This is a genomic window from Clostridium chauvoei (assembly GCF_002327185.1).
Taxonomy (GTDB): domain Bacteria; phylum Bacillota; class Clostridia; order Clostridiales; family Clostridiaceae; genus Clostridium; species Clostridium chauvoei.
Window position 1 is genome coordinate 1206497 of sequence record NZ_CP018624.1, and the last position, 23348, is coordinate 1229844.

General features: G+C 29.7%; 20 protein-coding genes and 1 pseudogene. 2 read left to right on the forward strand and 19 right to left on the reverse strand.

Features of this window, described 5'->3' with window-relative positions:
• Nucleotides 1-7 precede the first annotated feature (7 nt).
• From pduL to BTM21_RS13830, 15 genes and pseudogenes are all read right to left on the reverse strand, one after another.
• Nucleotides 8-643, reverse strand: coding sequence for a phosphate propanoyltransferase (gene pduL, locus BTM21_RS05740; protein ID WP_079481353.1), 636 nt, complete (start codon nucleotides 641-643; stop codon nucleotides 8-10).
• A gap of 16 nt (nucleotides 644-659) precedes the next feature.
• Nucleotides 660-938, reverse strand: a complete 279-nt coding sequence (locus BTM21_RS05745; protein ID WP_021875661.1) for a BMC domain-containing protein — start codon at nucleotides 936-938, stop codon at nucleotides 660-662.
• Between the two features lie 27 nt (nucleotides 939-965).
• Nucleotides 966-1271 (reverse strand): BMC domain-containing protein, encoded by a 306-nt coding sequence (locus BTM21_RS05750; RefSeq protein WP_021875660.1) that lies wholly within the window; start codon nucleotides 1269-1271, stop codon nucleotides 966-968.
• An 11-nt stretch (nucleotides 1272-1282) separates the two neighbouring features.
• The gene (locus BTM21_RS05755; RefSeq protein WP_021875659.1) at nucleotides 1283-2476 is read right to left on the reverse strand and encodes a zinc-dependent alcohol dehydrogenase; all 1194 of its coding nucleotides are present in this window, start codon (nucleotides 2474-2476) and stop codon (nucleotides 1283-1285) included.
• A gap of 17 nt (nucleotides 2477-2493) precedes the next feature.
• The gene (locus tag BTM21_RS05760; protein WP_021875658.1) at nucleotides 2494-3930 is read right to left on the reverse strand and encodes an aldehyde dehydrogenase family protein; all 1437 of its coding nucleotides are present in this window, start codon (nucleotides 3928-3930) and stop codon (nucleotides 2494-2496) included.
• On the reverse strand, nucleotides 3906-4352 hold the full coding sequence (locus tag BTM21_RS05765; protein WP_079481352.1) for a GlcG/HbpS family heme-binding protein: 447 nt from the start codon (nucleotides 4350-4352) through the stop codon (nucleotides 3906-3908). The genes BTM21_RS05760 and BTM21_RS05765 overlap by 25 nt, the downstream gene beginning before the upstream one ends.
• On the reverse strand, nucleotides 4345-4659 hold the full coding sequence (locus BTM21_RS05770; RefSeq protein ID WP_021875657.1) for a hypothetical protein: 315 nt from the start codon (nucleotides 4657-4659) through the stop codon (nucleotides 4345-4347). The genes BTM21_RS05765 and BTM21_RS05770 overlap by 8 nt, the downstream gene beginning before the upstream one ends.
• Nucleotides 4659-6488, reverse strand: coding sequence for a diol dehydratase reactivase subunit alpha (locus BTM21_RS05775; RefSeq protein WP_079481351.1), 1830 nt, complete (start codon nucleotides 6486-6488; stop codon nucleotides 4659-4661). The genes BTM21_RS05770 and BTM21_RS05775 overlap by 1 nt, the downstream gene beginning before the upstream one ends.
• The gene (locus BTM21_RS14225) at nucleotides 6485-6898 is read right to left on the reverse strand and encodes a diol dehydratase small subunit (protein ID WP_079481350.1); all 414 of its coding nucleotides are present in this window, start codon (nucleotides 6896-6898) and stop codon (nucleotides 6485-6487) included. The genes BTM21_RS05775 and BTM21_RS14225 overlap by 4 nt, the downstream gene beginning before the upstream one ends.
• The gene (locus BTM21_RS05785) at nucleotides 6877-7461 is read right to left on the reverse strand and encodes a propanediol/glycerol family dehydratase medium subunit (protein WP_021875654.1); all 585 of its coding nucleotides are present in this window, start codon (nucleotides 7459-7461) and stop codon (nucleotides 6877-6879) included. The genes BTM21_RS14225 and BTM21_RS05785 overlap by 22 nt, the downstream gene beginning before the upstream one ends.
• Nucleotides 7462-7479: 18 nt before the next feature.
• Nucleotides 7480-9144 (reverse strand): propanediol/glycerol family dehydratase large subunit, encoded by a 1665-nt coding sequence (locus BTM21_RS05790; protein ID WP_079481348.1) that lies wholly within the window; start codon nucleotides 9142-9144, stop codon nucleotides 7480-7482.
• Complete coding sequence (locus tag BTM21_RS05795; protein ID WP_021875652.1) at nucleotides 9144-9938, reverse strand: class II aldolase/adducin family protein; 795 nt, start codon at nucleotides 9936-9938, stop codon at nucleotides 9144-9146. Before BTM21_RS05795 ends, BTM21_RS05790 begins: the two co-directional genes overlap by 1 nt.
• 376 nt (nucleotides 9939-10314) lie before the next feature.
• Complete coding sequence (locus BTM21_RS05800; protein WP_079481347.1) at nucleotides 10315-11079, reverse strand: DeoR/GlpR family DNA-binding transcription regulator; 765 nt, start codon at nucleotides 11077-11079, stop codon at nucleotides 10315-10317.
• 83 nt (nucleotides 11080-11162) lie between these two features.
• Nucleotides 11163-11915, reverse strand: coding sequence for an FGGY-family carbohydrate kinase (locus BTM21_RS13825; RefSeq protein ID WP_197983195.1), 753 nt, complete (start codon nucleotides 11913-11915; stop codon nucleotides 11163-11165).
• Nucleotides 11907-12574 (reverse strand): annotated as a pseudogene (locus BTM21_RS13830) (FGGY family carbohydrate kinase); the annotation flags it as partial. The gene BTM21_RS13825 and the pseudogene BTM21_RS13830, both read right to left, overlap by 9 nt.
• A 176-nt stretch (nucleotides 12575-12750) precedes the next feature.
• On the opposite strand from BTM21_RS13830, the gene BTM21_RS05810 reads away from it, so the two are divergent.
• Complete coding sequence (locus BTM21_RS05810; protein WP_021875649.1) at nucleotides 12751-14532, forward strand: L-fucose isomerase; 1782 nt, start codon at nucleotides 12751-12753, stop codon at nucleotides 14530-14532.
• Nucleotides 14533-14679: 147 nt separating this feature from the next.
• Here the strand turns inward: BTM21_RS05810 and BTM21_RS05815 are convergent, their stop codons facing one another.
• The 3 genes from BTM21_RS05815 to BTM21_RS05825 all read right to left on the reverse strand — a co-directional run bounded on the left by BTM21_RS05815 (nucleotide 14680) and on the right by BTM21_RS05825 (nucleotide 18251).
• On the reverse strand, nucleotides 14680-15678 hold the full coding sequence (locus BTM21_RS05815; protein WP_021875648.1) for an ABC transporter substrate-binding protein: 999 nt from the start codon (nucleotides 15676-15678) through the stop codon (nucleotides 14680-14682).
• Between the two features lie 80 nt (nucleotides 15679-15758).
• A complete protein-coding gene (locus BTM21_RS05820) occupies nucleotides 15759-16736 on the reverse strand; it encodes an ABC transporter permease (RefSeq protein ID WP_021875647.1) in 978 nt (325 codons plus the stop codon).
• Nucleotides 16737-16751: 15 nt separating this feature from the next.
• Nucleotides 16752-18251: a sugar ABC transporter ATP-binding protein gene (locus BTM21_RS05825; RefSeq protein ID WP_242944842.1), complete on the reverse strand. Its 1500-nt coding sequence runs from the start codon at nucleotides 18249-18251 to the stop codon at nucleotides 16752-16754.
• A 184-nt stretch (nucleotides 18252-18435) separates the two neighbouring features.
• Between BTM21_RS05825 and BTM21_RS05830 the strand changes: the two genes are divergently transcribed.
• Nucleotides 18436-18861, forward strand: a complete 426-nt coding sequence (locus BTM21_RS05830) for an RbsD/FucU family protein (protein ID WP_096145375.1) — start codon at nucleotides 18436-18438, stop codon at nucleotides 18859-18861.
• Nucleotides 18862-19033: 172 nt separating this feature from the next.
• Here the strand turns inward: BTM21_RS05830 and BTM21_RS05835 are convergent, their stop codons facing one another.
• Nucleotides 19034-23272: a glycosyl hydrolase family 95 catalytic domain-containing protein gene (locus BTM21_RS05835; RefSeq protein ID WP_096145376.1), complete on the reverse strand. Its 4239-nt coding sequence runs from the start codon at nucleotides 23270-23272 to the stop codon at nucleotides 19034-19036.
• Nucleotides 23273-23348 lie beyond the last annotated feature (76 nt).

Below are 23348 nucleotides of genomic sequence, written 5' to 3' on the forward strand. Positions count from 1 at the left end.
AGCCCTCTTAAATTATTTCAACAAATTCTCCATTTTTTATATTTAGCGCATTAGCTTCATCAGTATCTATATGCATCTCCAAATCATATCCTTCTCCAACTCTTATATCTACATCCTCTAACAAAGCTTTTCTTATACCGTTAGTTCTAACTGAAACTATATTTCTCTCAATACCTAATTTAATATAATCTTCTTTAGTCATATGAATATGTCTTTTGGCTACTATACATCCTTCTTCTATCTTTACAACACCTTTAGGGCCTACTATAGTAATATCTTCTGAATTATTAATATCTCCTGATAACCTTATTGGCGCTTTTATTCCTAATGTAATGGCATCAGTTAATGATATCTCTACTTGAGTTTTATCTCTTACTGGACCTAATACTCTTACTTTTTCAATAGCTCTAAGGTTATCCCCAATGATGGTAACGGTTTCTTCAGCTGCAAATTGATTCCCCATTAACTTTTTCTTTATCTTTAACTTATAATTTAATCCAAAAAGAGCTTTTAAATGTTGTTCTGATAAATGAATATGCCTTGCAGATACACCAATTTTCACTTTTTTTTCTTTAGTAAGCTTACTTTTATCTATTTCCTCCACAAACGCTTTGGTAATTAATTCTATTAAAGCTTGGTTCATTTAAATCACCAACCAATTAAATGCTTTTAGGTAATATACATTCAACTGATGAGTGTGGTCTTGGTATTACATGAATGGCTACCACCTCTCCTAATCTAGCTGCTACTTCTGCTCCTGCTTCTGTAGCCGCTTTAACTGCTCCAACATCACCTCTTACCATAATTGTAACAAGCCCTGAACCTATCTTTTCTGTTCCTATTAATACTACATCAGCTGCTTTTACCATAGCATCTGCTGCCTCAATAGCAGCTACTAAACCTCTAGTTTCAATCATTCCTAACGCTTCTTGTTTCATAATAAAATCCTCCTTAAAATTAAGTTTTTATTTAATACAACTCTTATTTATAAAATTTTCAATACCCTTATCCGGATTAGCAATAATTTTGCTACAATTTATTCCAGATATTTTTTTTGCAGCACTTATTGCAGCTTTCATTGCCATTTCAACATCACTTATACTTCCTCTAAACTTTACTATTATAAGTACAGGAACTAACAACTTATCTGCGTTTGCTGGTTTATTATTATCTAAAGCTTCTATCTTTATATTTCCAGCTTTACAAGCTGCATCTGCTGCTACCAATGCTGTTGTTAATCCGAAAACTTCTATAATACCTAAAGCTCTCATAATAGCACCTCTTATTTGTTTATTATTGCTATTTTTATTACCTCTTGTTTGATATTAGTTTCAATAGCTTCCTTAAGTTTTTCTAGTGGAAATTCATGAGTTATTAATTCTTTTATTGGAAGTCCTATACCTTTAGCTCTTTTTAAAAAGTCAAAAGTAGTTAAATAATCTTGTGGTGTATATACCCATGAACCAACTACAGTAATTTCCTTATTACAAATATCAAAATGTGGATTTATAGTTGCATCTCCATTGTCTACAAAAAATCCTACTTCACATAATCCACCACCACGTCTAATAAACTTCCAAATTCCTGACGCTGCCTTAGGGGATCCTGTACATTGAAAAGCAAAGTCTACTCCTATACCATTAGATAGATTCTTTACTTCTTCTAAAGAATTATTTTTCATAATATTTATTATCTTAGTTGCTCCTAACTTTTGAGCCATTTCCAATCTCTTTTCATTTCCATCTACGGCTATTATATTTTCTATACCAAGGGTTCTAAGAACTGATAAAAGTAATAGTCCTATAGGCCCACACCCTTGAACTAAAACTTTTGAATTAAATTTTAATAAACCTGTACTTTTTGCTCTTTCGACAGCATGTACAACTACAGCAGAAGGTTCTATTAATAATCTTGAATGTAAATCCATATCTGATACATTAAATATAGTAGATCCTTTTCTTAAAACTAAGTATTCACTAAACCAACCATTTAAATGAATGTTATCATCACTAATCAATCCATATATGCCCTGATTATCACAAAGATTGGTTTTTTCTGGATGATTTAAGCAAACATCACATTTTCCACAAGGAATAATACATGTTACTATTTTATCTCCTATATTAAGAGGTACACCAGCTGAATCCTTATTAATATTTTTGCCTATTTTTATAATTTCTCCTGTTCCTTCATGTCCTAATACTACTGGTATAATGTTAAAAGGATCCTTTCTATATTCATGTACATCTGTACCGCAAATTCCACATCCTTCTACTTTTATTAAAATTTCATCATCACCTATTTCAGGAATGTCAAATTCTTTTATTTCTATTTCCTCTTTTGCTATAAGCATACCTACCTTAGATGTATTTGTATTTAACTTTGAAGTATTTAAATCACTTTTCTCAGTTTGTTGTGTCATTTCTCTAATTATACTTTTAACTATGTCTTCAATATTAATATTATTAACCTCCATACTAACCTCCCTATTTATTATCTAATTGAAAGACCATCTGATAATACACAACGTCTATTTTTAGTAAACGTTTTAGTGGAACTTAATCCCTCTCCTGTTTTACTAGCTATTGTAAAAGTTGCAAATCCTTCAGCATTTACCCCTAAAGCTGAATAAGATGGAGCATTTTTAACAAAAATAGCTGTATCAATAACTCTCGCAAATGTAGTTAAATTATCTATATTTTTGGAATGCATATGAGCTGAATGTCTATTACCATGTTCAAGCTCTAACGCACATTCTACTGCTTCATCAAAATTATTAACTTTAACAATTCCAAGTATTGGCATCATTAATTCTTCTTTAATTAATAAACTATCCTTATCTCCTTCAAAAATTATACATTTTATAGAATCGTCTACTAAAATATCTATAGAATCTAATATTACTTTTGCATCTTTTCCAACAAAATCTCTATTTAAAGTTACTTTTTTACCATTTTTAATTAGCAATTTATCTTCAAGCCTTTTAATTTGCTCCTTATCTTTTAATAAATAGGCTCCAAATTTAATCATATATTCTATTAACTTGTTACTGACACTATCTATTACTATTACTTCCTTTTCTGCTATACATGGAAGATTATTATCAAAAGTTGCTCCATCTATAATATCTTTAGCTGCTTTTTCTATGTTAGCTGTTTCATCAACTATAACTGGTGGATTGCCTGCACCAGCCCCTAATGCTCTTTTTCCAGATGATAGTGCTTGGTTTACAACTCCGGGTCCACCTGTTGCAGAGATTAATGCTATATCCTTATGTTTCATTAATTCTGTAGTTATATCTATACTTGGCTTTCTAAATGAAACTGCAATATTTTCTGGTCCTCCAGCTTCTTTTGATGCTTCGTTTATTAGTTTTACTGCTAAATTAGAACATTTAACTGCATTAGGATGCGGTGCAAAAACTATAGTATTTCCTGCAGATATCATCCCAATAGCATTACATAAAACTGTAGCTGTTGGATTAGTTGAAGGAGTAATTGCTGCTATAACACCAAATGCCCCTTGCTCAATTAATGTAAGACCACCATCACCACTCCATGCTGTAGTTTTCAAATCCTCTGTTCCTGGAGTTTTTTCTGCTATTAATATATGTTTTGTAACTTTATCTTCAACTTTCCCCATTCCAGTTTCTTCAACAGCCATAATAGATAATTTATCTGCATAGTCTAAACATTTCTTTCTTATATTTTTAATTATCTCCTCTCTTTCTCTAATAGTAAGTTTTTTTAATTCAAAAAATGATTTCTTAGCAGCTGCTACAGCATCATCTACTGACGAGAATATAAATTTATCTTTATTACATCCACAATTACTATTGCAATTTTTATTACATTTAGTTTTTCTGTCAGTATGAATTTCTTCTAATACCTTAATAACAATTTCCTCTATTGACTTTTCATCGCTAAACACTCTATGACCTCCTCACATATCAGCTTACCTAAAAAAGCAAGCTTATTATCATAATCTGATGTTCCACCACTTATCCCAATAGCCCCTATAACTTTCCCATTAACTATTAATGGAAAACCTCCTGGAAAAGCTATAATTTTATTATCATTAGTATTTATTATTCCAAATAAATCTCCATCATCTTTAGATAGATTCCTTAATTCTTTTGTCGATAATCTAGTAGTTGCAGATGTAAAAGCTTTATTTACCGAAATATCAAAACTAGCAGGGAGAGCTCCATCCATAACATGAACTGCTATAGGATACCCCCAATCATTACAAATAGTAATAACTACTGGTGTACCAAGTTCTTTTGCTTTTATTTCAATTCTTTCTATTATAGTAGTAACTATTTTTAAATTTAGATAATTACAATTACTCATCCCAATCACCTTTTAATGGAAACCCTTTAATATATCTACCTATATCAAGACCTACTTCTTTTAAATATTTATTTGATATATTTTCAACATTAAAGTTGATTCTTTTTATAAAGTTTATACTTTTAATTAATATATCTTTGTTATCTATAATTATGGCTAAACTAAATGGATGTTTTTTTATATCTAAATTATAGGCTGACTTTAAAGATAAAATTTCATAACATATTCCTTGCTCTTCTATACCCTCTTTAACCAATTTTAATTTAGTATCATTACTATCGCTATATATCTTTAAAAGATTATTCATTACTTTATTTTAATCCTTTCTATATAATGTAAAACTAACCCTGTAGATACAGCATGTCTAGGCCCTTCTGAATTTCTTATATTTCCACATCCACTAACTATTCCATAATTAGATAGCTCTTGAACAACCATATTAGGAATCTCAAAATCTAATGCTGAACCTCCTACTAAAACAACATTAGGTATAAAATGTAAATTACCCATAGGACTAATTGTTTTTAAACCCCTTATTATATTTTTAATAAATACAGATTCTTTAGCTCTTCGCCTTACTTTAACTACTTCTTCAATTGTTATATTTTTGTATATTGGTAACAATTTATCATTCTTTATAACCACTATTCTCCCATATAATTTAGGATTCAATGGTTTATCAAAAAACTTAACCTCTCCCGCTTCTGTCCTAAGGGTATAAAGAGATTCAACTTTACCAATTATATTTCTTTTTATTTCTTCTGCTAAACTTACATCATTAAGCCCAAGTTCTAAATTAATTATCATAGTAACAAGTTCACCGGCTCCTGCTAAATGAATTGATTTAACCTCTCCTGTTTTTTCTAATATAGCAACATCAGTTGATCCTCCACCAATGTCAACAATTGCAATTGGTAATTTAGTTCCTGGTGTTGTTAACGCTCCTATAGTTGCCATTACGCCTTCAATTCCGTTAATTTCTACTGGTGTCTCCAATTCACTCTCTAGTATACTTTTAATACTATTTAATGGTAGCTTATGGGTTTTAACCATAATTGCAATTGCAACTGCTTTTTCTTTATATGTTTCATTAGCTATTCCTCCTTTTATTTTCAAAGGAATAGTTGTATCTACTGCTAAAATATCTTTTATTTTAACTTTAGATGTGTCTATTTCAGAAATTTCTGACATATGGTTTTTTATGTCATTTATCATAAAGGCTATATTGGTTCCTTTTTCACCATCTACATCTTTAATTTCACCGATTTTATTAACTTTTCTCATTATATATTCAGCACCAGTATTTATATCTACTTCTTCTATTAAATTTTTTCCTATTATTTTCAATGTTCCAGCTTTAATTTTTCTTTCTTTAACTTCACCTTGTGGAGTTCTAATTACGACTCCTGAACGCAAGCCTATAAGTCCCTTTGCAATTGGTACTATCTTTTTTGTTTCCTCTGCTGTTAAAGTAAAAATACTTGCTATCCCAAAGGGATTACATAACTTTTTTATAGTTTGTCCAACCTCTGCTACTTCAATAGCTGCTAGTTTACTTAATGGAACCTTATCTATATTGGAGACTTCATCAATAATAGGGATTTTAATTTTTAATCTATTATTTAAAAGTACACCTTCATCTTCTTCTAAAATTGCTCCTTTGATTTTCACTTCATTTTCAAATAAATTGTTTATTTTTATTGCTGCTTCTTCATAACTGAATTTATTTGAAACTACTACTATATAATCCTTATTAATATCTATTTCATTTAAATATTCAAGGTTTATAGTTTCCCCTAATGCTAATCCATATCCACCAGGAGTTTCAGGATTATGACCAATCATTGCTGAATCAGTGATAATTGTTTCTGATATAGTTTCCATTGCATTTTCACCTATTACAGGAGCTGCTTCATTTATTTTTATTAAGTCTATATCTTGAATTTTAATATTTAAATTCTTGACTAACTTATTTATTGCATTTCTAATTCCAATTACATTATCTTTAGTTCCCTTTATACCTGTTGTTTTTACCGAGAAAGATCCCAAATAGATAATATCTTTATTTAAAAGATTAATATCACATAAGGTTACCTCAGTTGTTGAATTACCAATGTCAACACCGCATATTTTCATGAATTTCTTAAAATACCCCTTTTTTTATAGGTCTTTAAAGCATCCATTATTAATTCACTACACCTTATAGCTCCAAATTTCACTTTTATCTCCTTAGCTTTCTGTAAAAGTTCATTTTCACTACTTCTATAAGGTCTTAACATATTATAAATAATTAGTAATTCATCATCAGGAATCTCTACAAGCTCCGAAGCTCTTTCAAAATTTTCTCCTAGTTGATCCCTTCCTTCTTTTTTAGCTATTTCACCTTGAATCTTAAGAGTCTCTTTTGAAACTTTAATATCTTCTCCTGTTATATTTCCTTTAATAACTTCATCTATTGATATATCTTTAAGATATTTCCCGCTTTTACTCTTTATATTAAAATCATTTTCACTTAATGGGTACTTTATATTAATTCCTCCAATGATATTTCAATTGATTTAACACCTCTTATTACTTTTTCAGTATCTTTTATATGAAAAAGTGCAGCTTTAACTTGGTATTTAGGTCTAACCATGCAATCACTAATAACTTTTATTGGAATTGGATTTGTCATCTTTGCATATTTAGCAGCATTTTTTCCTATATTTCTATAAGTTTTTAAATCAATTAATGGAGCTTGAGGAAATAATTCTAAATTACTTAAGGGATATAAATCTCTTTGATGTATTAATGTAGTTCCTTTAGATTGAAGCCCTATTCCTATTCCAGAGCCACTATACTCGGCAGCCTCTTTACCAATAAAAGCTACATCAGCACTTTTAAAAACTTTTATTATTCTAACCTTTAAGCCTTCCTCTTCAACTCCTAAAGCTATTTCTCTTATTACATCTTTGTGCTTAAGTCCCGAAAGTGTTGTAGTAACTTCTTCATTAAAAGTTGGACTTACACCTATTACAACTTCTCCTTTTTCAATAGTAGTTATTTCTATTTCTTTAAGCTTTTCGATAACTAACTTAGTAATTTTCTTTACTAAAATATCTTCATTCACTTTTATTCCCTCCTAAATTTATTGATAGGAGTTTCTATCTAATAGATTATTTACGTTCTTAACTTTTTCCCAACTATCTCCATCTAATCTATATCCAGTTCCTGGTCCTAAGTAGTCATTTTTATTATTAATTGAAGAAACTACATTAAATTCTTCATCTAATATAGCAGATGTTTGAAGGTAATCTCCAGATATTCTTTGTTTTAACATCTCAAGAATATCAGTTGCTACATCTTTATGACCTGAATTTACTAGAGACTTAACTAAATCTATTCCAGTTAATTTATTTTTCATAAGCTTATCTATTGCTTCAAAATCCTTTATTACATCTCTATCAGGAATATCTTTACTTCCATGTGCATAAGTTGCTGCTATAACTTCATCATCACTTATACTACATAAATCTAATTCTCTAAATAAATCTTGAATTACTTTTGCTGCTTTATATCTTACCTTTATTACATCATCTTCTTTTACAGGTCTTAACCCACCATCAACTTTAAGGTCTCGTTGAAGTACATTATAATCATCAAAATCTTCTGCATCAAAATTTGAACCTGCGAACATGTTGTCATAATTTGGAGTTCCACTATATCCTGAAAATATAAAATCAGTTCCTGGTAAAAACTGCATTAATAATCTTGCTGTTCTCCTTATATCACTGTGAGAAAATGTTTGGTCATTTGAAGATGCTACTTCTAAATCTAATATAGCTGCAATTAAATTCTCAGCAAGAACTGCTCTAATTCCAGATGGAACAGATGATGTTATTCCAATAGTTGAGACTGATCCATTTTGAATGCCTTGAGAACCTGCTCCCTTAGTAACCATTAAACATCTAGTTTCTAAATATAACATTGATTTTTTTTCAGAATCCCCCATTAATACCTCAGAGCCTGTACCAGATGTAAACCTAGTTTTTAATCCTCTTGATGCATATGCTGAATTTAAAAATGCCTTAGAATATGGAGTATCATCGCCATCTATAAATACATTCTCTGTTCCATATACAGATATAGTTTCTGCATATGTAGTGAATCCTCTCATTGCTAATTCCAATTCTGTAGCTTCTTCAATGGCACACTGGGTTAATACTCCTTTACTACCTATTTGAGAACCTATCAATAATGCTATTGCATTAAAAGGAGCATATCTTACAATTCCAACAGTGGTTTCTTCTTCTCTAAATCCTCTAAGAGCTCCTTCTGCTGCATCAGCTGCTATAAGTATAGGATTATCCTTTAAATTTGTAATATGAGCTTGATTTGCTGGCATTTTCCTTGCTCTAATCTTTTGCATACTCATCATCATTTCAACTACATTTAAATTATTTACTATCTCAACAATTTTAGCCGGAGTAAACCCTTTTGCAATTTTAATAATTACTTCTCTTGGTGTAACTATATCAACTAAAAGTCTTGCAAACTCTAAAGAATCTATTTTCATTGCATCCTTAGCTATATTTTTATCTATAGTATAATCTGCAATGAAATAATCCAAAAAATCAAAATCTGCTCTCTTTTTTCCATCTAATTCTATAATTGTTTCTCCATCTATTTTTATAGATGGAGAAGGATCATAAGGACTACTCATTGCTATAAAGCTCTTTTCAGGCCACTCTTCCATAAAAACATCCTGATTTATAGGTCTTTTTCTAAGTACCTCAAATCGTTTAGATTTCATTATTTAATAGCTCCTAATATTTTAGCAGTAACTTCTTTTACTATCTTTTCTATTTCATAATCTTCAATTTTATTTTGTTTATCTTCTATATTCTTTGAATTATATTTACAATCCCCATCTTTACAACATAAACCTGGATGTTTTCCTATTAAATTCATATTTTTTCTTATATCTAATAATTTATCAACTTGTTTGTTATTTAAAACTTGTGGTTCGCCAATTTGACTAGATATAAACATTAACTTTGCATAGAATTCTAATGATTCCATTTTAAAATAAGCTCCCATTAAATCTGGCCCATATGTTAAAGCACCATGGTTTTCAAGGAGAACAGCATCATAACATTGCAAATATTTTGATACAGCATCTGGAATTTCATCTGTTGATGGTGTACCATATTCAGCTATTGGAACATTACCTAAAGCTATAACAGCCTCGGGCATAATAGCTTTATCTAAAGGAATCCCAGCAATGGCATAGCTTGTACCATATGGTGGATGGGCATGTACTACTGAACTAACATCAGGTCTTTCTTTATAAACTCTTAAGTGCATTTTTATCTCTGAAGAAGGTTTAAACTTTCCATTTGCAGTTATAATATTACCATTAATATCAACTTTACATATCATATCTGGTGTCATATACCCTTTTGAAACACCAGTTGGTGTACAAAGCACCTCTTTATCATTAATTTTAACTGATAAGTTCCCATCATTAGCAGCAACAAATCCATTCATATAAATTCTTTTTCCAATTTCACACATTTGCTTTTTAACTTCATATTCTGATATCATATTTTATCCTCCTTTTATTTTTGTTTTATTTGTTTTATCTTTGTTTTCCTTTATTTTACCATTCAAGTTCTTTATTGTCAATAAAATACAATTGTATTTATAGTAGATATATGTTATTTGTTTTTCGAATCTAGTAAAAGAAATAGATAATTATAAAGACTAACATAATAAATGGAACTAAAAAAAGATATACATATCTATTAAATTTAGGTATGCATATCTTTTTTGAAATAGACTAAATAAATAATTAACTTCTACTAATTTTATATTCGTAATATCTAAAACATGATGAAGAATATATTAAAGTCATTACCCTTTGGATTAGCCTTAACTACAACTCCATCGTTAAATTCTATTATCATGATTTTTACTTAATTTAACAAAAAGTTAATTGTACTTTGTTAATTTTCAATGTTGATTCCCACTCTTCTGAAATTTTTTCATCTGTGTAAATAATATCTATATCTTTAAAATCCATAATTTTCACAAAGGAACTTTTATCAAATTTAACCTTATCTACTACTAGTACTACTTGATTAGAACACTTAGCCATATATTTTTTAATTTCAGCTTCTTGTTCATTAGAATCCATAACTCCTCGATTAATATCCATTCCTTTACAGCATATTATCGCTTTATTTACATAATAATTTTTTATTACATTCTCTGCCCATTTCCCAACAAAAGATTTTGAACTTAATCTAAAGGTTCCACCTGCCAAAATTAGATTAATATCCTTTACATCTTGTAGTTCAGTTACAACTTTAAAGGAGTTTGTTATTATAGTAACCTTTTTATTATTTTTCTTTAAACATTTAGCTACATAAAACGCTGTTGAAGAAGAATCCAACATTAATGTTTCCCCGTCTTTTATTTCTTCTGCAACCTTTTCTGCTATTTTTAACTTTCCTCCCTTATTTACAACCTCTCTCATGTCTAAAGGCATATCTACATTAGTACCTTCATTTACTATAGCTCCACCATAAGTTCTCTTTAATATTCCTTGATCTTCAAGCTTTTCCAAATCTCTTCTTATGGTTTCTTCTGTAACCGAGAAATTAATTGCAAGCTCTTGTACTAGTACCTTTTTTTCTTCTTGAATTATTTCAACTATTTTCTGTCTTCTTTCTATTGCAAGCATATTACTTCCCCCAACTTTCACTATTTATTTTAATATTAATTACATTATACCAAAAAAATTATTTATTAAAATATTTTCAAGTTTTATGGAATATATAAATCTATATCAAAAGATTTATACACTAGATTTCTTCCTTCTTTAATAGATGACAAAAGACCAACTGAAATACATTGCAAAATAACGTTTCCTAAAATAGCAGCTTCAACAGGACCTGCTATAATATTCTTTCCAGTTCTCTTTGCTGTAAGTTCACATAAATAGCTATCTTTTATTCCTCCACCTACTACATTTATAGCATTAATTTTATATCCTAAAACTTCTTCTATTTCTTCAATTGTCTCTTTATACTCTTTAGTAAGCCCATTATATACTGCCATAGCAAGTTCACCTAGTTTTTCTGGTGTTCCTTGTCCATTTTCTACACAATATTCTTTTATTGATTCTATCATATTTTTAGTATTCATAAGTCTTTCATCGCTAGTATTAACTATAAATGTACATTTTTCAAATTTCTTTGCTTCTTTTATAATATCCGGAAAATCTATCTTTTCATAAAACTCACACCAAGTTTTTTTTAGCTGTTGTAATAACCATAAACCATTTATATTTTTTAGTAATCTAACTTTATTACATACGCCTCCCTCATTAGTAAATGAATAATTAAATGTTTTATCATTAATTATTGGAGATTCAATTTCTACTCCTAATAAAGACCAAGTACCAGAACTTAAAAATGCATTTTTAGTATTAGTAAATGGAGTTGCAGCTACTGCTGAAGCTGTATCATGTCCTCCAACAGCAATTACAGGTATTTTACCTAATCCTGTTTCCTCCATTACATCTTTTGTTAAATATCCATATATTTCTCCCGGTTCAATTATTTCATTAAAAATACCTGTAGGAATTCCTAATTTATCTATTAATTCATAATCCCAAGTTCTTTTTTTATATCTAAAAGACCTGAGGTTGAAGCAATTGTAAATTCATTCTTTTTAGATCCAGTTAAATAATAAGCAAATAAATCTGGCATAAACAATAGGCTTGTACTATTTTTTAATATTTCAGGTCTCATCATTTTATCTGCAACTAATTGAAATGATGTATTAAATGCATTTAATGATATACCTGTTTTTAAATAAAGCTCTTCCAAAGATATTATTTCTTTAGTTTCTTTTATTGATGAATATGTTCGTTTATCTCTATAATGCATAGGCATTCCAATTAAATTTTCATTATCATCTAATAAACCATAGTCAACACCCCAAGTATCTATTCCTATCCCAGCAATTTTCTCATTTAATAACGAAACTTTTTTTAAAGCTACTTTCATATCATTTAATAATCGTGGAAAGTCCCAAAAGTATTTATCGCCTAAAAATACAGGCTCATTAGGAAATCTATATATTTCCTCAATTTCAATTTTATCATTAGTAATCCTTGCAATTATAGCTCTTCCAGATGATGCACCAAAATCAAAAGCTAAAAATGTACTCATTATTTTCCCCCTTTTTAATTAATTATTATATTAATATAATACACCACAACACAAACACAAACAACATTGTAAACGATATTTTTTCTGTGTTTTCTTTGTTTTTGGTTGACTTTGGTTTTTGTTGGACGTAAAATTAAATTGTAAATAAAATTATTTATAATTGGGAGGAGAATTTTATGAATAGGTTAAATGGGGACTTTCCAAAAGTAAGTATAAGACCTACTATAGATGGTAGAAGACAAGGGGTAAGGGAATCCTTGGAAGAACAAACTATGGGAATGGCAAAACAAGTCAGCGAGTTAATTTCAAAAAATTTATATTATCCAAATGGTGAATCTGTAAGATGTGTAATTTCAGATACTACTATAGGAGGAGTTTCAGAAGCAGCAAGATGCGCAGAAAAATTTTCAAAAGAAGGGGTAGGACTTACAATAACCGTTACTCCATGTTGGTGTTATGGAAGTGAAACTATTGATATGGATCCTCATATACCAAAAGCTATCTGGGGATTTAATGGTACCGAAAGACCTGGTGCTGTTTATTTAGCTGCCGCTTTAGCTGGACACACACAATTCGGGCTTCCTGCATTCGGAATTTACGGAAAAGATGTTCAAAATGCTGATTGTACTGAAATCCCTGAAGATGTTAAGGAAAAGTTATTACGATTCACTAGATGTGGACTAGCTATAGCTATTATGAAAGGAAAATCTTATCTTTCAGTTGGATCAGTATCTATGGGGATTGCTGGATCAATAGTTAATCAGAAATTCTTCCAAAAATATTTAGGTATGAGAAATGAATATGTTGATATGAGTGAAATAACACGAAGAATTGATAGAGGAATATATGATAAAGATGAGTTTGAATTAGCTTTTAAATGGGTAAAAGAAAATTGTAAAGAAGGCAGAGATCGTAATTCCATTGACAAACAAAGAAGTAAAGAAGAAAAAAATAAAATTTGGGAAACAGTTATTAAAATGACTTTAATAACTAGAGACTTATTAATAGGAAATCCTAAACTTGAAATTTTAGGATTTAAAGAAGAGTCCGAAGGACATAATGCTATCGCTGGTGGATTCCAAGGGCAAAGACATTGGACGGATCACTCTCCTAATGGAGATTTTATGGAAGCTATATTAAATTCCTCTTTTGATTGGAACGGTATAAGAGAATCCTTTGTTTTTGCAACTGAAAACGATTCACTAAACGCTATCCCAATGTTATTTGGACACTTATTAACAAATACTTCTCAAATTTTTGCTGATGTAAGAACTTACTGGTCAAAAGAAGCCGTTAAAGAAATAAGTGGTAAGGATTTAACTGGTAAAGCTTCAAATGGTTTTATTCATTTAATTAATTCTGGAGCAGCTACTTTAGATGCATCAGGAAAACAAAAGGATTCAAATGGTGACCCTACTATGAAACCATTTTGGCAAATTAAAGAAAGTGAAGCTAAAGCATGTTTAGATGCTACAACTTGGTGGCCTGCTATAGATGAGTACTTTAGAGGTGGAGGTTTTTCATCTAAATTCATTTCTGAAGGTGGAATGCCTCTTACAATGTCTAGAATTTGTATGGTAGATGGACTAGGCCCAGTTCTTCAGTTAGTAGAAGGCTATTCTGTAGATTTAGATAATGAAATAGCAACTCTAATAGATAATAGAACTGATTGTTCTTGGCCAACAACTTGGTTTGCACCAAATTTAACTGGAGAAGGAGTCTTTAAAGATGTTTACTCTGTTATGAATAATTGGGGCGCAAATCATGGGGCTATATCATATGGACATATAGGGGCCGAATTAATAACTCTTGCCTCTATGTTGAGGATACCTGTAGCAATGCATAATGTACCTGAAGACAAAATATTTAGACCTAGTGCTTGGGCAATGTTTGGTAGCAAAGATTTAGAAGGTGCAGATTATAGAGCATGCAACAATTTTGGTCCTATTTATAAATAATTTTTAAATACTAAGCTTCAATTTTTCGAAGCTTAGTATTTTTATATATTATAACTATTAATGATTTAATTATCCTTTAAAATAAACCACTAATAGTATTTAATAAAATAAAGGTTTGGAAATTATTCCAAACCTTTATTTTTCAAATTATTGTTTACCTAATGGATATAATAACTTTTGAATATCATCATTATTCATGTTATTTTTATCTACATAAGTAGCCCCTGTATCTATTCTCTTTTCAATAGTCTTATCATTTAAAAGGTCTGATGCGGCTTTAACACCAAGATATCCCATATTGTAAGGATTTTGAACTACGAACCCAGTTATAATACCTTCTTCTAAGAATTTAATTTCTTGATCTGAAGAATCAAAACCAACAACTTTTATTTTATCAGCATTTCCCTTTTCTTTAACTGCTGTTGCAACCCCAATTGCTGCTCCTTCATTAGTAGCATAAATAGCCTTTAAATTAGGATTTGAAGTCATAATATCTGTAGACTTTGATAAAGCTTTTGCATGATCTCCATCTGAATATTGAATAGAAACTATTTTTATATTAGGATAATTCTTTTCAATTTCCTCTTTGAATCCATCTCTTCTTTCTTGAGCTGTTGAAGTTCCTTCATTATGTGCAACTATTGCAACTTCACCTTCATTACCTATAAGCTTTGCCGTTTCTTTAGCGGCTATTGAACCAGCTACTTTATTATCTGTTGCAATAAAGCTTTTTTGAATATCTGAATTTAAATTAGAATCAAAGGTAATAACAGGAATACCTTTTTCTTCAGCTTTTTGAACAACTGGTAAAAGAGCTTTATTGTCAAGAGGAGCTAACATAATAACATCAGCCTTTTTAGTTATTGCATTTTCAACCATTTCTATTTGCTTATCAACCATAGTTTCATTATCTGGCCCTTCAAAGGTTACTTTTAAATTTGCTTCTTCCCCAGCCTTCATAGCCCCTTTTTCTACCGTTTTCCAGAATTCATGTTGGTAACCCTTTGAAATTACAGCAACATACTTTTGTTCTCCACCACCTTCGCCTTCACCTTGTGCTCCTTCACTTTTACCCCCACATCCAAAAAGAATAACAGGTACAATAAGTGCAGTAGCTACTAGAGCTGTTAATTTTTTCAATCTCATAATTTAATCCCTCCCATAAATATCTTTTATAACTATTTTTAATAATTTATATAAATTAAAATAATTATTAAATTAATTTTCTATTTTCTTTTTTTTCTTAACATATCCATATAAACAGCACCTATTACAACTACTCCCATAGCTAACATTTGCCAGTTTTGTGATACATTCATAAGATTTAATCCATTTTTAAGAACCCCCATTATAAATGCACCTATAAATGTCCCAACTATAGAACCTTCCCCACCACTTAGTGAAGTACCTCCAATAACAACTGCTGCAATTGCATCAAGTTCATATCCTTGTCCTGCCGTAGGTTGTCCTGAATTTATTCTTGCTGCCATTACTATACCTGCTATAGCACACATAAGTCCACAATAGGAGTAAACAAACATTTTAGTTTTAAAAATATTTATTCCTGAAAGTCTAGCTGCTTCTTCATTACTACCAATTGCATAAGTATATCTTCCTATTAATGTTTTCTTTAAGATAAATGATGATATAATTGCTATAAGAATTAAATATATAACTGGATATGGAATTAATCCAAATAATTTTCCTTGTGATATTTCTGCAAACTGTGGAGCTGCATCAAAATATACTGGCTTTGCATCTGTTAAAATAAGAGTTAATCCTCTAGCAACCATCATCGCTCCAAGAGTTGAAATGAATGGTGGTAACTTTAATTTGCCTATTAAAAATCCATTTAGTGCTCCAAATAAAATTCCTATAACTAAAGCTATTATTACTGATACAACTACTCCCATCCCTCTATTTACACATATCCCAGCTGAAACACCACTTAATGCAATAACTGCACCTAATGATAAATCAATTCCTGAAGTTACTATTACAAAAGTTACTCCCATAGCCATAATACCTATAACAGAAGTCTGTAATGCTATGGTAATAATATTATCAAACTCTAAAAAATATGGAGTTGCTATAGAAAAGAATATACACATTACTAGTAAACTAAGACCAGCCGCCATCTTTTGTATTAAATCTTTATTATCTTTTAACACATTTTTCTTATTGGTTTCCTTCATTACTTGCATAATTAAATCCTCCCTTTAATTCAATCCTCCTGATGCTAATTGCATTATTTTTTCTTGATTCGCATCTTTAATATAAATCTCTCCCGTCTTCTTACCTTCATGCATAACTAAAACTCTATCACTCATACCTAATATCTCTGGAAGTTCAGATGATATCATAATAATTGCAACACCCTTTTCAGCTAACTCTTTCATTAAGGAATATACCTCAAATTTAGCTCCTACATCTATACCTCTAGTAGGCTCATCAAATATTAAAACTTTAGTATCTCTACATAACCACCTTCCTATTAAAACCTTCTGTTGATTACCACCACTTAAAAATTTAGTTTTTTGATTTATATTTGGAGTCTTAATTTTTAAGTCAATAACCTTAGAGTCGGTTATATTTTTACAAGTTTTATTATTTACTATAGTTCCTTTGCTATATTCTTTTAAATTTGCTAATACAGTATTAAATTCAACATCTAAATTTAATAAAAGACCATCTCTTTTTCTATCTTCTGATAGATATGCTATTTGATTTTTTATTGCATCTACAGGAGATTTAATTTTTATCTTTTTACCATCTAAGTAAAACTCACCTGAATCTATAGGATCAGCTCCAAAAATTGCTCTACAAACCTCTGATCTTCCAGCCCCCATAAGTCCTGCAAATCCAAGTATTTCTCCTGATCTTACATTGAAGCTTACATCCTTTATAATATTGCCCCTCTTAATATTTTTAGCTTCAAAAACCACTTTACCGATTTTAGGGGTTCTAATTGGATATTTATTTTTAATATCTCTTCCTACCATCATTTTTATAATTTCATCAATACTTGTTTCATTCCAAAGTCTAGTACCAACGTAAGTACCATCTCTTAATACAGTTACTCTATCTGCTATATGTTTAAATTCTTCCATTCTATGAGAAATATAAACTATTCCCACACCTTGACTTTTTAATTTTTTTATTATTCTAAATAACTCATCTATCTCACTTTCTGTCAAAGCTGATGTAGGTTCATCTAACAATAAAACCTCTGATTTTACACATAAAGCTTTAGCTATTTCTACCATTTGTTGTTCAGCAACTGTCAAAGAATTTACAATTGCATTGGGATCTATTTTTAAATGCATAGATTCCAATAATTCCTTTGTATCTTTTATCATCTTTTTATCATCTACAATAAAACTTTTACCCATCCTTGCTTCTCTTCCAATATAGATATTTTGCGCAACAGTTAAATGTGGTAAAAGGTTAAACTCTTGATGTATAATAGATACCCCTAAATCTTCTGCTTCCTTTGGATTTTTTACACAAAACTCTTTTCCTTTAAAAGTAATAGTTCCACTATCTTTAGTATAAACTCCCGTTAAAACTTTCATTAATGTTGATTTCCCTGCCCCATTTTCACCTATCAAAACATGTACCTCTCCTTTTAATACTTCAAGTTGTACACTTTTAAGTGCTTGTACACCTGGAAACCCCTTATTGATATTTTCCATTTTTAATAATACGGTTTTTTCCATGAAATCACCCCTCACGCCCTTATACCTTTTTTGATTTTGTTGTTTTGTTTTGTTTTTCTTTGATTACGATTACATTATAACCTTTTTTATCTTTATATACAATAGTTTTTTGGGTTTTTGTTGTTTTCTTTCCATAAAATGTATTATAATAATTACATACCACACTTTTAAAGGAGATGATTGTATGTTAAAAGGAATTCCAACAATAATTTCACCTGAACTTTTAAAAATATTAATGGAAATGGGACATGGAGATAACATTGTAATTGCAGATGGAAATTTTCCTGCTTCAAATTATGCTAAAAGATTAGTTAGAGCTGATGGTCATAATATACCTGATGTTTTAAAAGCAATTTTAAAACTTTTTCCAATTGATACCTACTCTAAAAATCCTTTAAGTCTTATGAGTATAGTTCAAGGAGACACAGTAGTTCCTACAATTTGGAAAGATTATGAAAATATTATAAAAAAAGACTTTAGTAATTTTTCACACTTTAATTTCCTTGAAAGATTTGATTTTTATGAAAAGTCTAAAGAAGCCTACGCTATTATTTCCACTTCTGAAGAAGCATTATATGCTAATATAATCTTAACTAAAGGTGTTCTTTAGTGAGGTATTCTATTGAATAATTTTGTATTAGGATTTATTTTAATAATTCAATCTAAAAAAAGTAATAAAAATAATGAATAACCTTTTTAAATTAAAGGAGTTATCTCAATAAGCGATAACTCCTTTAACTTTTATTACCTTTCCTCTATAGGATATATTTTATTTAAAATTACTAATTTCCTAAAATCTTATTTGCTATAAAATCAATTTCATATCTATCTATAATATTATCATTATTTAGGTCATATTCTGGTATATTTCTATTAAAATACTTTGATGAAATTGATAAATCACCAATATCTATTTTACCATTTTTATTAAAATCGGCTGATTTTTCTATTATCACTTCTTTTCTAATCTTACTTATCTTTATATCATTTATTTTTCCCTTTAAATTTTCTTTCCCACTACCATTAGCCCCTATTATTAAATCTAAATCACTTATTTCTAATTTTTTACTTATATCAACTGCTTTATCTAATTTATCATTTATATAAATTTTCGCTTTACCTTCTTCATTCTCAAATATCACTTTAATTTTCACCCATTTATTCAATGGTATAATTTCGTTAGATATAAATTGACTTATTGATTCTTCTGCATGAAATCTTAACTTTCCCTCTGGTGAAATATCTAGTAAAAATCCTCCTTTACCTGTAGTATTATCAATTTTTTGTAGTATTTTTTGCCAATAAGAAGTAGATCTTTCTAAATATATTTCTGTTTCAACAGCAAAGTTTTCATTAAATTTAAGATCATTGGAGCTTTTAATTGTTATATATCCACTGCCAAATTGAGCTGCCTTTCCATCATGAGACGTTACTTGTTGTATATCTCCATTTAAAACTCCATTATGTTTATTATTAGATATATCTTTGCCCAAATCATTTATATTTTCAAAATCATACTGGGCTATTATATCCTCTATTATTTCACAATAAGGATTTATATTAATGGAATATTCTTTAGTAATACTTTCATCTGCTGAAGTAACTTTTATTGTAACTTTTCCTGGAATAGTGGTTGGTTTTATTATTTCAACCTTTGCATTACTATTTTGAGCTATAGCTGATATTTTTAAATCAGATAAATTTTCTTCTTTTGCTAAATTATAAGTATATTCATATACATCAGGACTAAAATCTTTTAATTCATTCTCATATATATATATATTACTTAAATTTGCATTAGTTTTAGGATGATTTCTAGTAAATTTTGCATCTGCCCAATCTCCATGATCAGCTCCTATCCCATTACCACCATCTCCTACTACTAATTTTAATTCTCCTTTTCCTTTTATAGGAACTTTTGCGTATTTTTGATTAGTATCAGGTTGCATAATGCCAGAACTGAAAACTTCTTCGCCATCTAAATAAATTCTAAAATCTATTGAGGCAGTTGTTGTCATTTCTCTATCAACACCTACATATGTCTCAAAATAATCATAGTATTTATAATCTGATAAATCATAAATTATAGTAGATGTTGCATGAACCCCAAGTCCTTTATCATATATTATATTAGCTCCGTCCTCTCCCTTTAAGGTTAACTTATTTCCATCAACACTAAGGTCTTTTCCTATATTTCCCCAACCTGTTGTTGCCGATTTCCATTCTAAATCACTTAAATATAACACTATTTCTGCTGTTACCAAGTTAGAAGCTTCACCTTCGCCTAAAGAGTTTATAGCTTTAATATAATATACATAATCATAATTATCATTTACCATTGCATTTTTATCTATAAATGATATATCCTTTATATTTTCAGCTATTTTAATAAAATCATTACCTTCTCCTTTTCTATAAACATTATATCCATCCGCAAACTTAGCCTTTTCCCAAGTTAATTTAATAGAATTGTCATCATTTCTTATAGCTTTTAACCCTTTTGCTTTTTCTACTTTTTGATCTGGAATGTTCTCTATAGTATATACCATCCCTTTTTCAGTAGAAAATCTAATTCTTCCCTCTTCAGTTATCACAAAAGTTACATTATTTCCATTAGAATCTTTTACTATTGCATCTTTTATACCTGGATAGTCTAGTGCACACTCATTTCCTGAACCAGATAATATAGTTGCTGATTTTAAATTACTATTTTCCCAGTTTACAGAAACTTCAAAGTTACCTCTAGCTTTTAAACCTGAATATGATCCATTAGTCCAAGCATTTGGAATTGCAGGTATTAAACTTATATAATCCATATGACTTTGTATTAACATTTCTCCTATACCTGAAGTTGCTCCTAAATTTCCATCGATTTGAAATGGTGGATGAGTATCAAATAAGTTATCCAACGTACCATTTTTCAACAAATTGCCTAATAACATATGGGCTTTTTCTCCATCTAGTAGTCTAGCCCAAAGATTAATTTTATTAGCCATGGACCATCCGGTACCACCATCGCCTCTTTCCTCCATAGTTACTCTTGCCGCTTTAAATAATTCAGGCGTATCTTTATTTATTTCTTTTCCAGGATACAACCCTACAAGATGTGAAATATGTCTGTGATTAGCTTCTCCTACATTTATATCATCCTTCCATTCTTGTATTTGTCCACGATTTCCTATTTGAGTTGGAAGTAATCTATCTCTTTTATTTATTAATTCTTCTTTAAATTCTGTATCTTCTTCTAATCCTAAAATTTCTATAGCTTTTATAGTATCATTAAACAATTGTCTTACTAATTGCTGATCAAAAGTAGTTGCTATAGTTCTTGGCCCATGTTCAGGTGAATAACTTGGTGATGAAACTAAATATGTTTTTCCATCTGAATGATTATATTCAACTAGAAATTTAGTCCAAAATTTTGCTGCCTCTTTAATTATTGGATATATTTTTTCTCTTAAATACTCCTTATTGTCTGTAAACTGATAATTTTCCCATAAGTTTTGTGAAATCCAAGCATTTGCTGTTGGAGCCCACCCCCAATCAAAGGCCCACCCCATAGAAGTAAACCCAAAAGGATTATTCATTGTATTAACTATCCATCCTGGTTCTCCCGTTTCATCATTATTAATTCCACAATGAACATTTGCACTTACTCTTCCTGGTTCTCTTAAGCTATCTACATAATCTATTAATGGAATAGCACATTCCGAAAGATTAGTTACATCTGCAGGCCAATAATTCATTTCAAGATTTACATTAAAATGATAATCTGATTGCCACGGTGCCGCATTTGAATTATTCCAAATACCTTGTAAATTTGCAGGTAATGACCCTTCTCTTGATGATGAAATTAATAAATACCTACCATATTGAAAAAATAATACTTCTAAACTATTAAATTTATTTACTCTGTAATCATCTAATAACTCATCTGTAGGCTTATTAAGATTTAATTCACCTAATTTCAAATCAACTCTATCAAATAAATTTTTATAATCAGCTAAATGAGTATCCTTAATAGAATCATAACCTTTATTTATAGCCTTACTTAATCTTTCCGTTACCATAACATGTGGGTCTTCACCTCTATATGTTGGATATTCATTTTTATAATCCGTTCCTGCTGCCATAATTAATGTTACTGAATTAGCATTATTAATTTTAACATTATCTCTTTTATCTTCAATTACTCCACCATCATTAACTACTTTTATTTGTGACTCATATTTCATTCCATTTCCAACATTCCCATCACTACCATATACAACACCAGGAGTTAACTCTCCTTTTAAAGTTATAATATTATCTTTTACCGTTGTTGTTTCGTTAGACTTATTTCCCTCATGAACCCCTTCATTTCTAACTTCAATATTAATTGATTCAGGAGTATCAGATGATATTTTGATAACCATTACATTATCTGGATAACTAGTAAAGTATTCTCTCGTATAATTTATATCGTTATATGTGTACTTTACTCTTGAAATAGCCTCTTCAACATCTAATTCTCTTCTATAATTAGTTATTTGTGAATTATTAGGGATATCAAAATCTAAAAATATATTACCGAAATTTTGATATGACCCAAATCCTTTAACATCACCACATATTGCTTGGTATAAAGAATTTGATGGTTGTTCACCATTTGCAAGCATCTCTCTTATTTGAACAAGAGATTCATATGCCCCCTCTTTATTTCCTCCATTATACCCCTCTACAGAACCTGGGCCTCCTGACCATAGTGTTTTTTCATTATATTGAATTTGGTCTCTTTGAACTCCTCCAAAAACCATTCCGCCAATATGTCCATTTCCTATAGGCAAAGCTTGACTTTCCCATTTTGTAGCAGGCTCATCATACCAAAGTAATAATTTATCTTGTGTAGCTATACTATCACCTATTATAGATATATTTTTGTCGAAATCCCCATTTACAACGTTTGCATACGAGGCTACTCCTTGAGTTGTAATTGCTAGAGTAATAAAAAGTGTTAACTTCTTTAAAAATTTACTATTCATCATATCCCCCTCTTTTTAACATTGAATAACTTCTAAATATTTTCTTATCCTTACCTCCTTTTACAATATACTATTG

What these genes read in the sequence shown, in the direction of transcription:
- BTM21_RS05745 (WP_021875661.1), bottom strand. Translation starts at nt 938, where the DNA reads ATGAAACAAGAAGCGTTAGGAATGATTGAAACTAGAGGTTTAGTAGCT.
- BTM21_RS05790 (WP_079481348.1), bottom strand. Translation starts at nt 9,144, where the DNA reads ATGAAATCTAAACGATTTGAGGTACTTAGAAAAAGACCTATAAATCAG.
- BTM21_RS05770 (WP_021875657.1), bottom strand. Translation starts at nt 4,659, where the DNA reads ATGAATAATCTTTTAAAGATATATAGCGATAGTAATGATACTAAATTA.
- BTM21_RS05775 (WP_079481351.1), bottom strand. Translation starts at nt 6,488, where the DNA reads ATGAAAATATGCGGTGTTGACATTGGTAATTCAACAACTGAGGTAACC.
- BTM21_RS05795 (WP_021875652.1), bottom strand. Translation starts at nt 9,938, where the DNA reads ATGATATCAGAATATGAAGTTAAAAAGCAAATGTGTGAAATTGGAAAA.
- BTM21_RS05810 (WP_021875649.1), top strand. Translation starts at nt 12,751, where the DNA reads ATGAATAGGTTAAATGGGGACTTTCCAAAAGTAAGTATAAGACCTACT.
- BTM21_RS05765 (WP_079481352.1), bottom strand. Translation starts at nt 4,352, where the DNA reads ATGAGTAATTGTAATTATCTAAATTTAAAAATAGTTACTACTATAATA.
- BTM21_RS05750 (WP_021875660.1), bottom strand. Translation starts at nt 1,271, where the DNA reads ATGAGAGCTTTAGGTATTATAGAAGTTTTCGGATTAACAACAGCATTG.
- BTM21_RS05835 (WP_096145376.1), bottom strand. Translation starts at nt 23,272, where the DNA reads ATGAATAGTAAATTTTTAAAGAAGTTAACACTTTTTATTACTCTAGCA.
- BTM21_RS05820 (WP_021875647.1), bottom strand. Translation starts at nt 16,736, where the DNA reads ATGCAAGTAATGAAGGAAACCAATAAGAAAAATGTGTTAAAAGATAAT.
- BTM21_RS05800 (WP_079481347.1), bottom strand. Translation starts at nt 11,079, where the DNA reads ATGCTTGCAATAGAAAGAAGACAGAAAATAGTTGAAATAATTCAAGAA.
- pduL (WP_079481353.1), bottom strand. Translation starts at nt 643, where the DNA reads ATGAACCAAGCTTTAATAGAATTAATTACCAAAGCGTTTGTGGAGGAA.
- BTM21_RS05815 (WP_021875648.1), bottom strand. Translation starts at nt 15,678, where the DNA reads ATGAGATTGAAAAAATTAACAGCTCTAGTAGCTACTGCACTTATTGTA.
- BTM21_RS13825 (WP_197983195.1), bottom strand. Translation starts at nt 11,915, where the DNA reads ATGGAGGAAACAGGATTAGGTAAAATACCTGTAATTGCTGTTGGAGGA.
- BTM21_RS05830 (WP_096145375.1), top strand. Translation starts at nt 18,436, where the DNA reads ATGTTAAAAGGAATTCCAACAATAATTTCACCTGAACTTTTAAAAATA.
- BTM21_RS05755 (WP_021875659.1), bottom strand. Translation starts at nt 2,476, where the DNA reads ATGGAGGTTAATAATATTAATATTGAAGACATAGTTAAAAGTATAATT.
- BTM21_RS05825 (WP_242944842.1), bottom strand. Translation starts at nt 18,251, where the DNA reads ATGGAAAAAACCGTATTATTAAAAATGGAAAATATCAATAAGGGGTTT.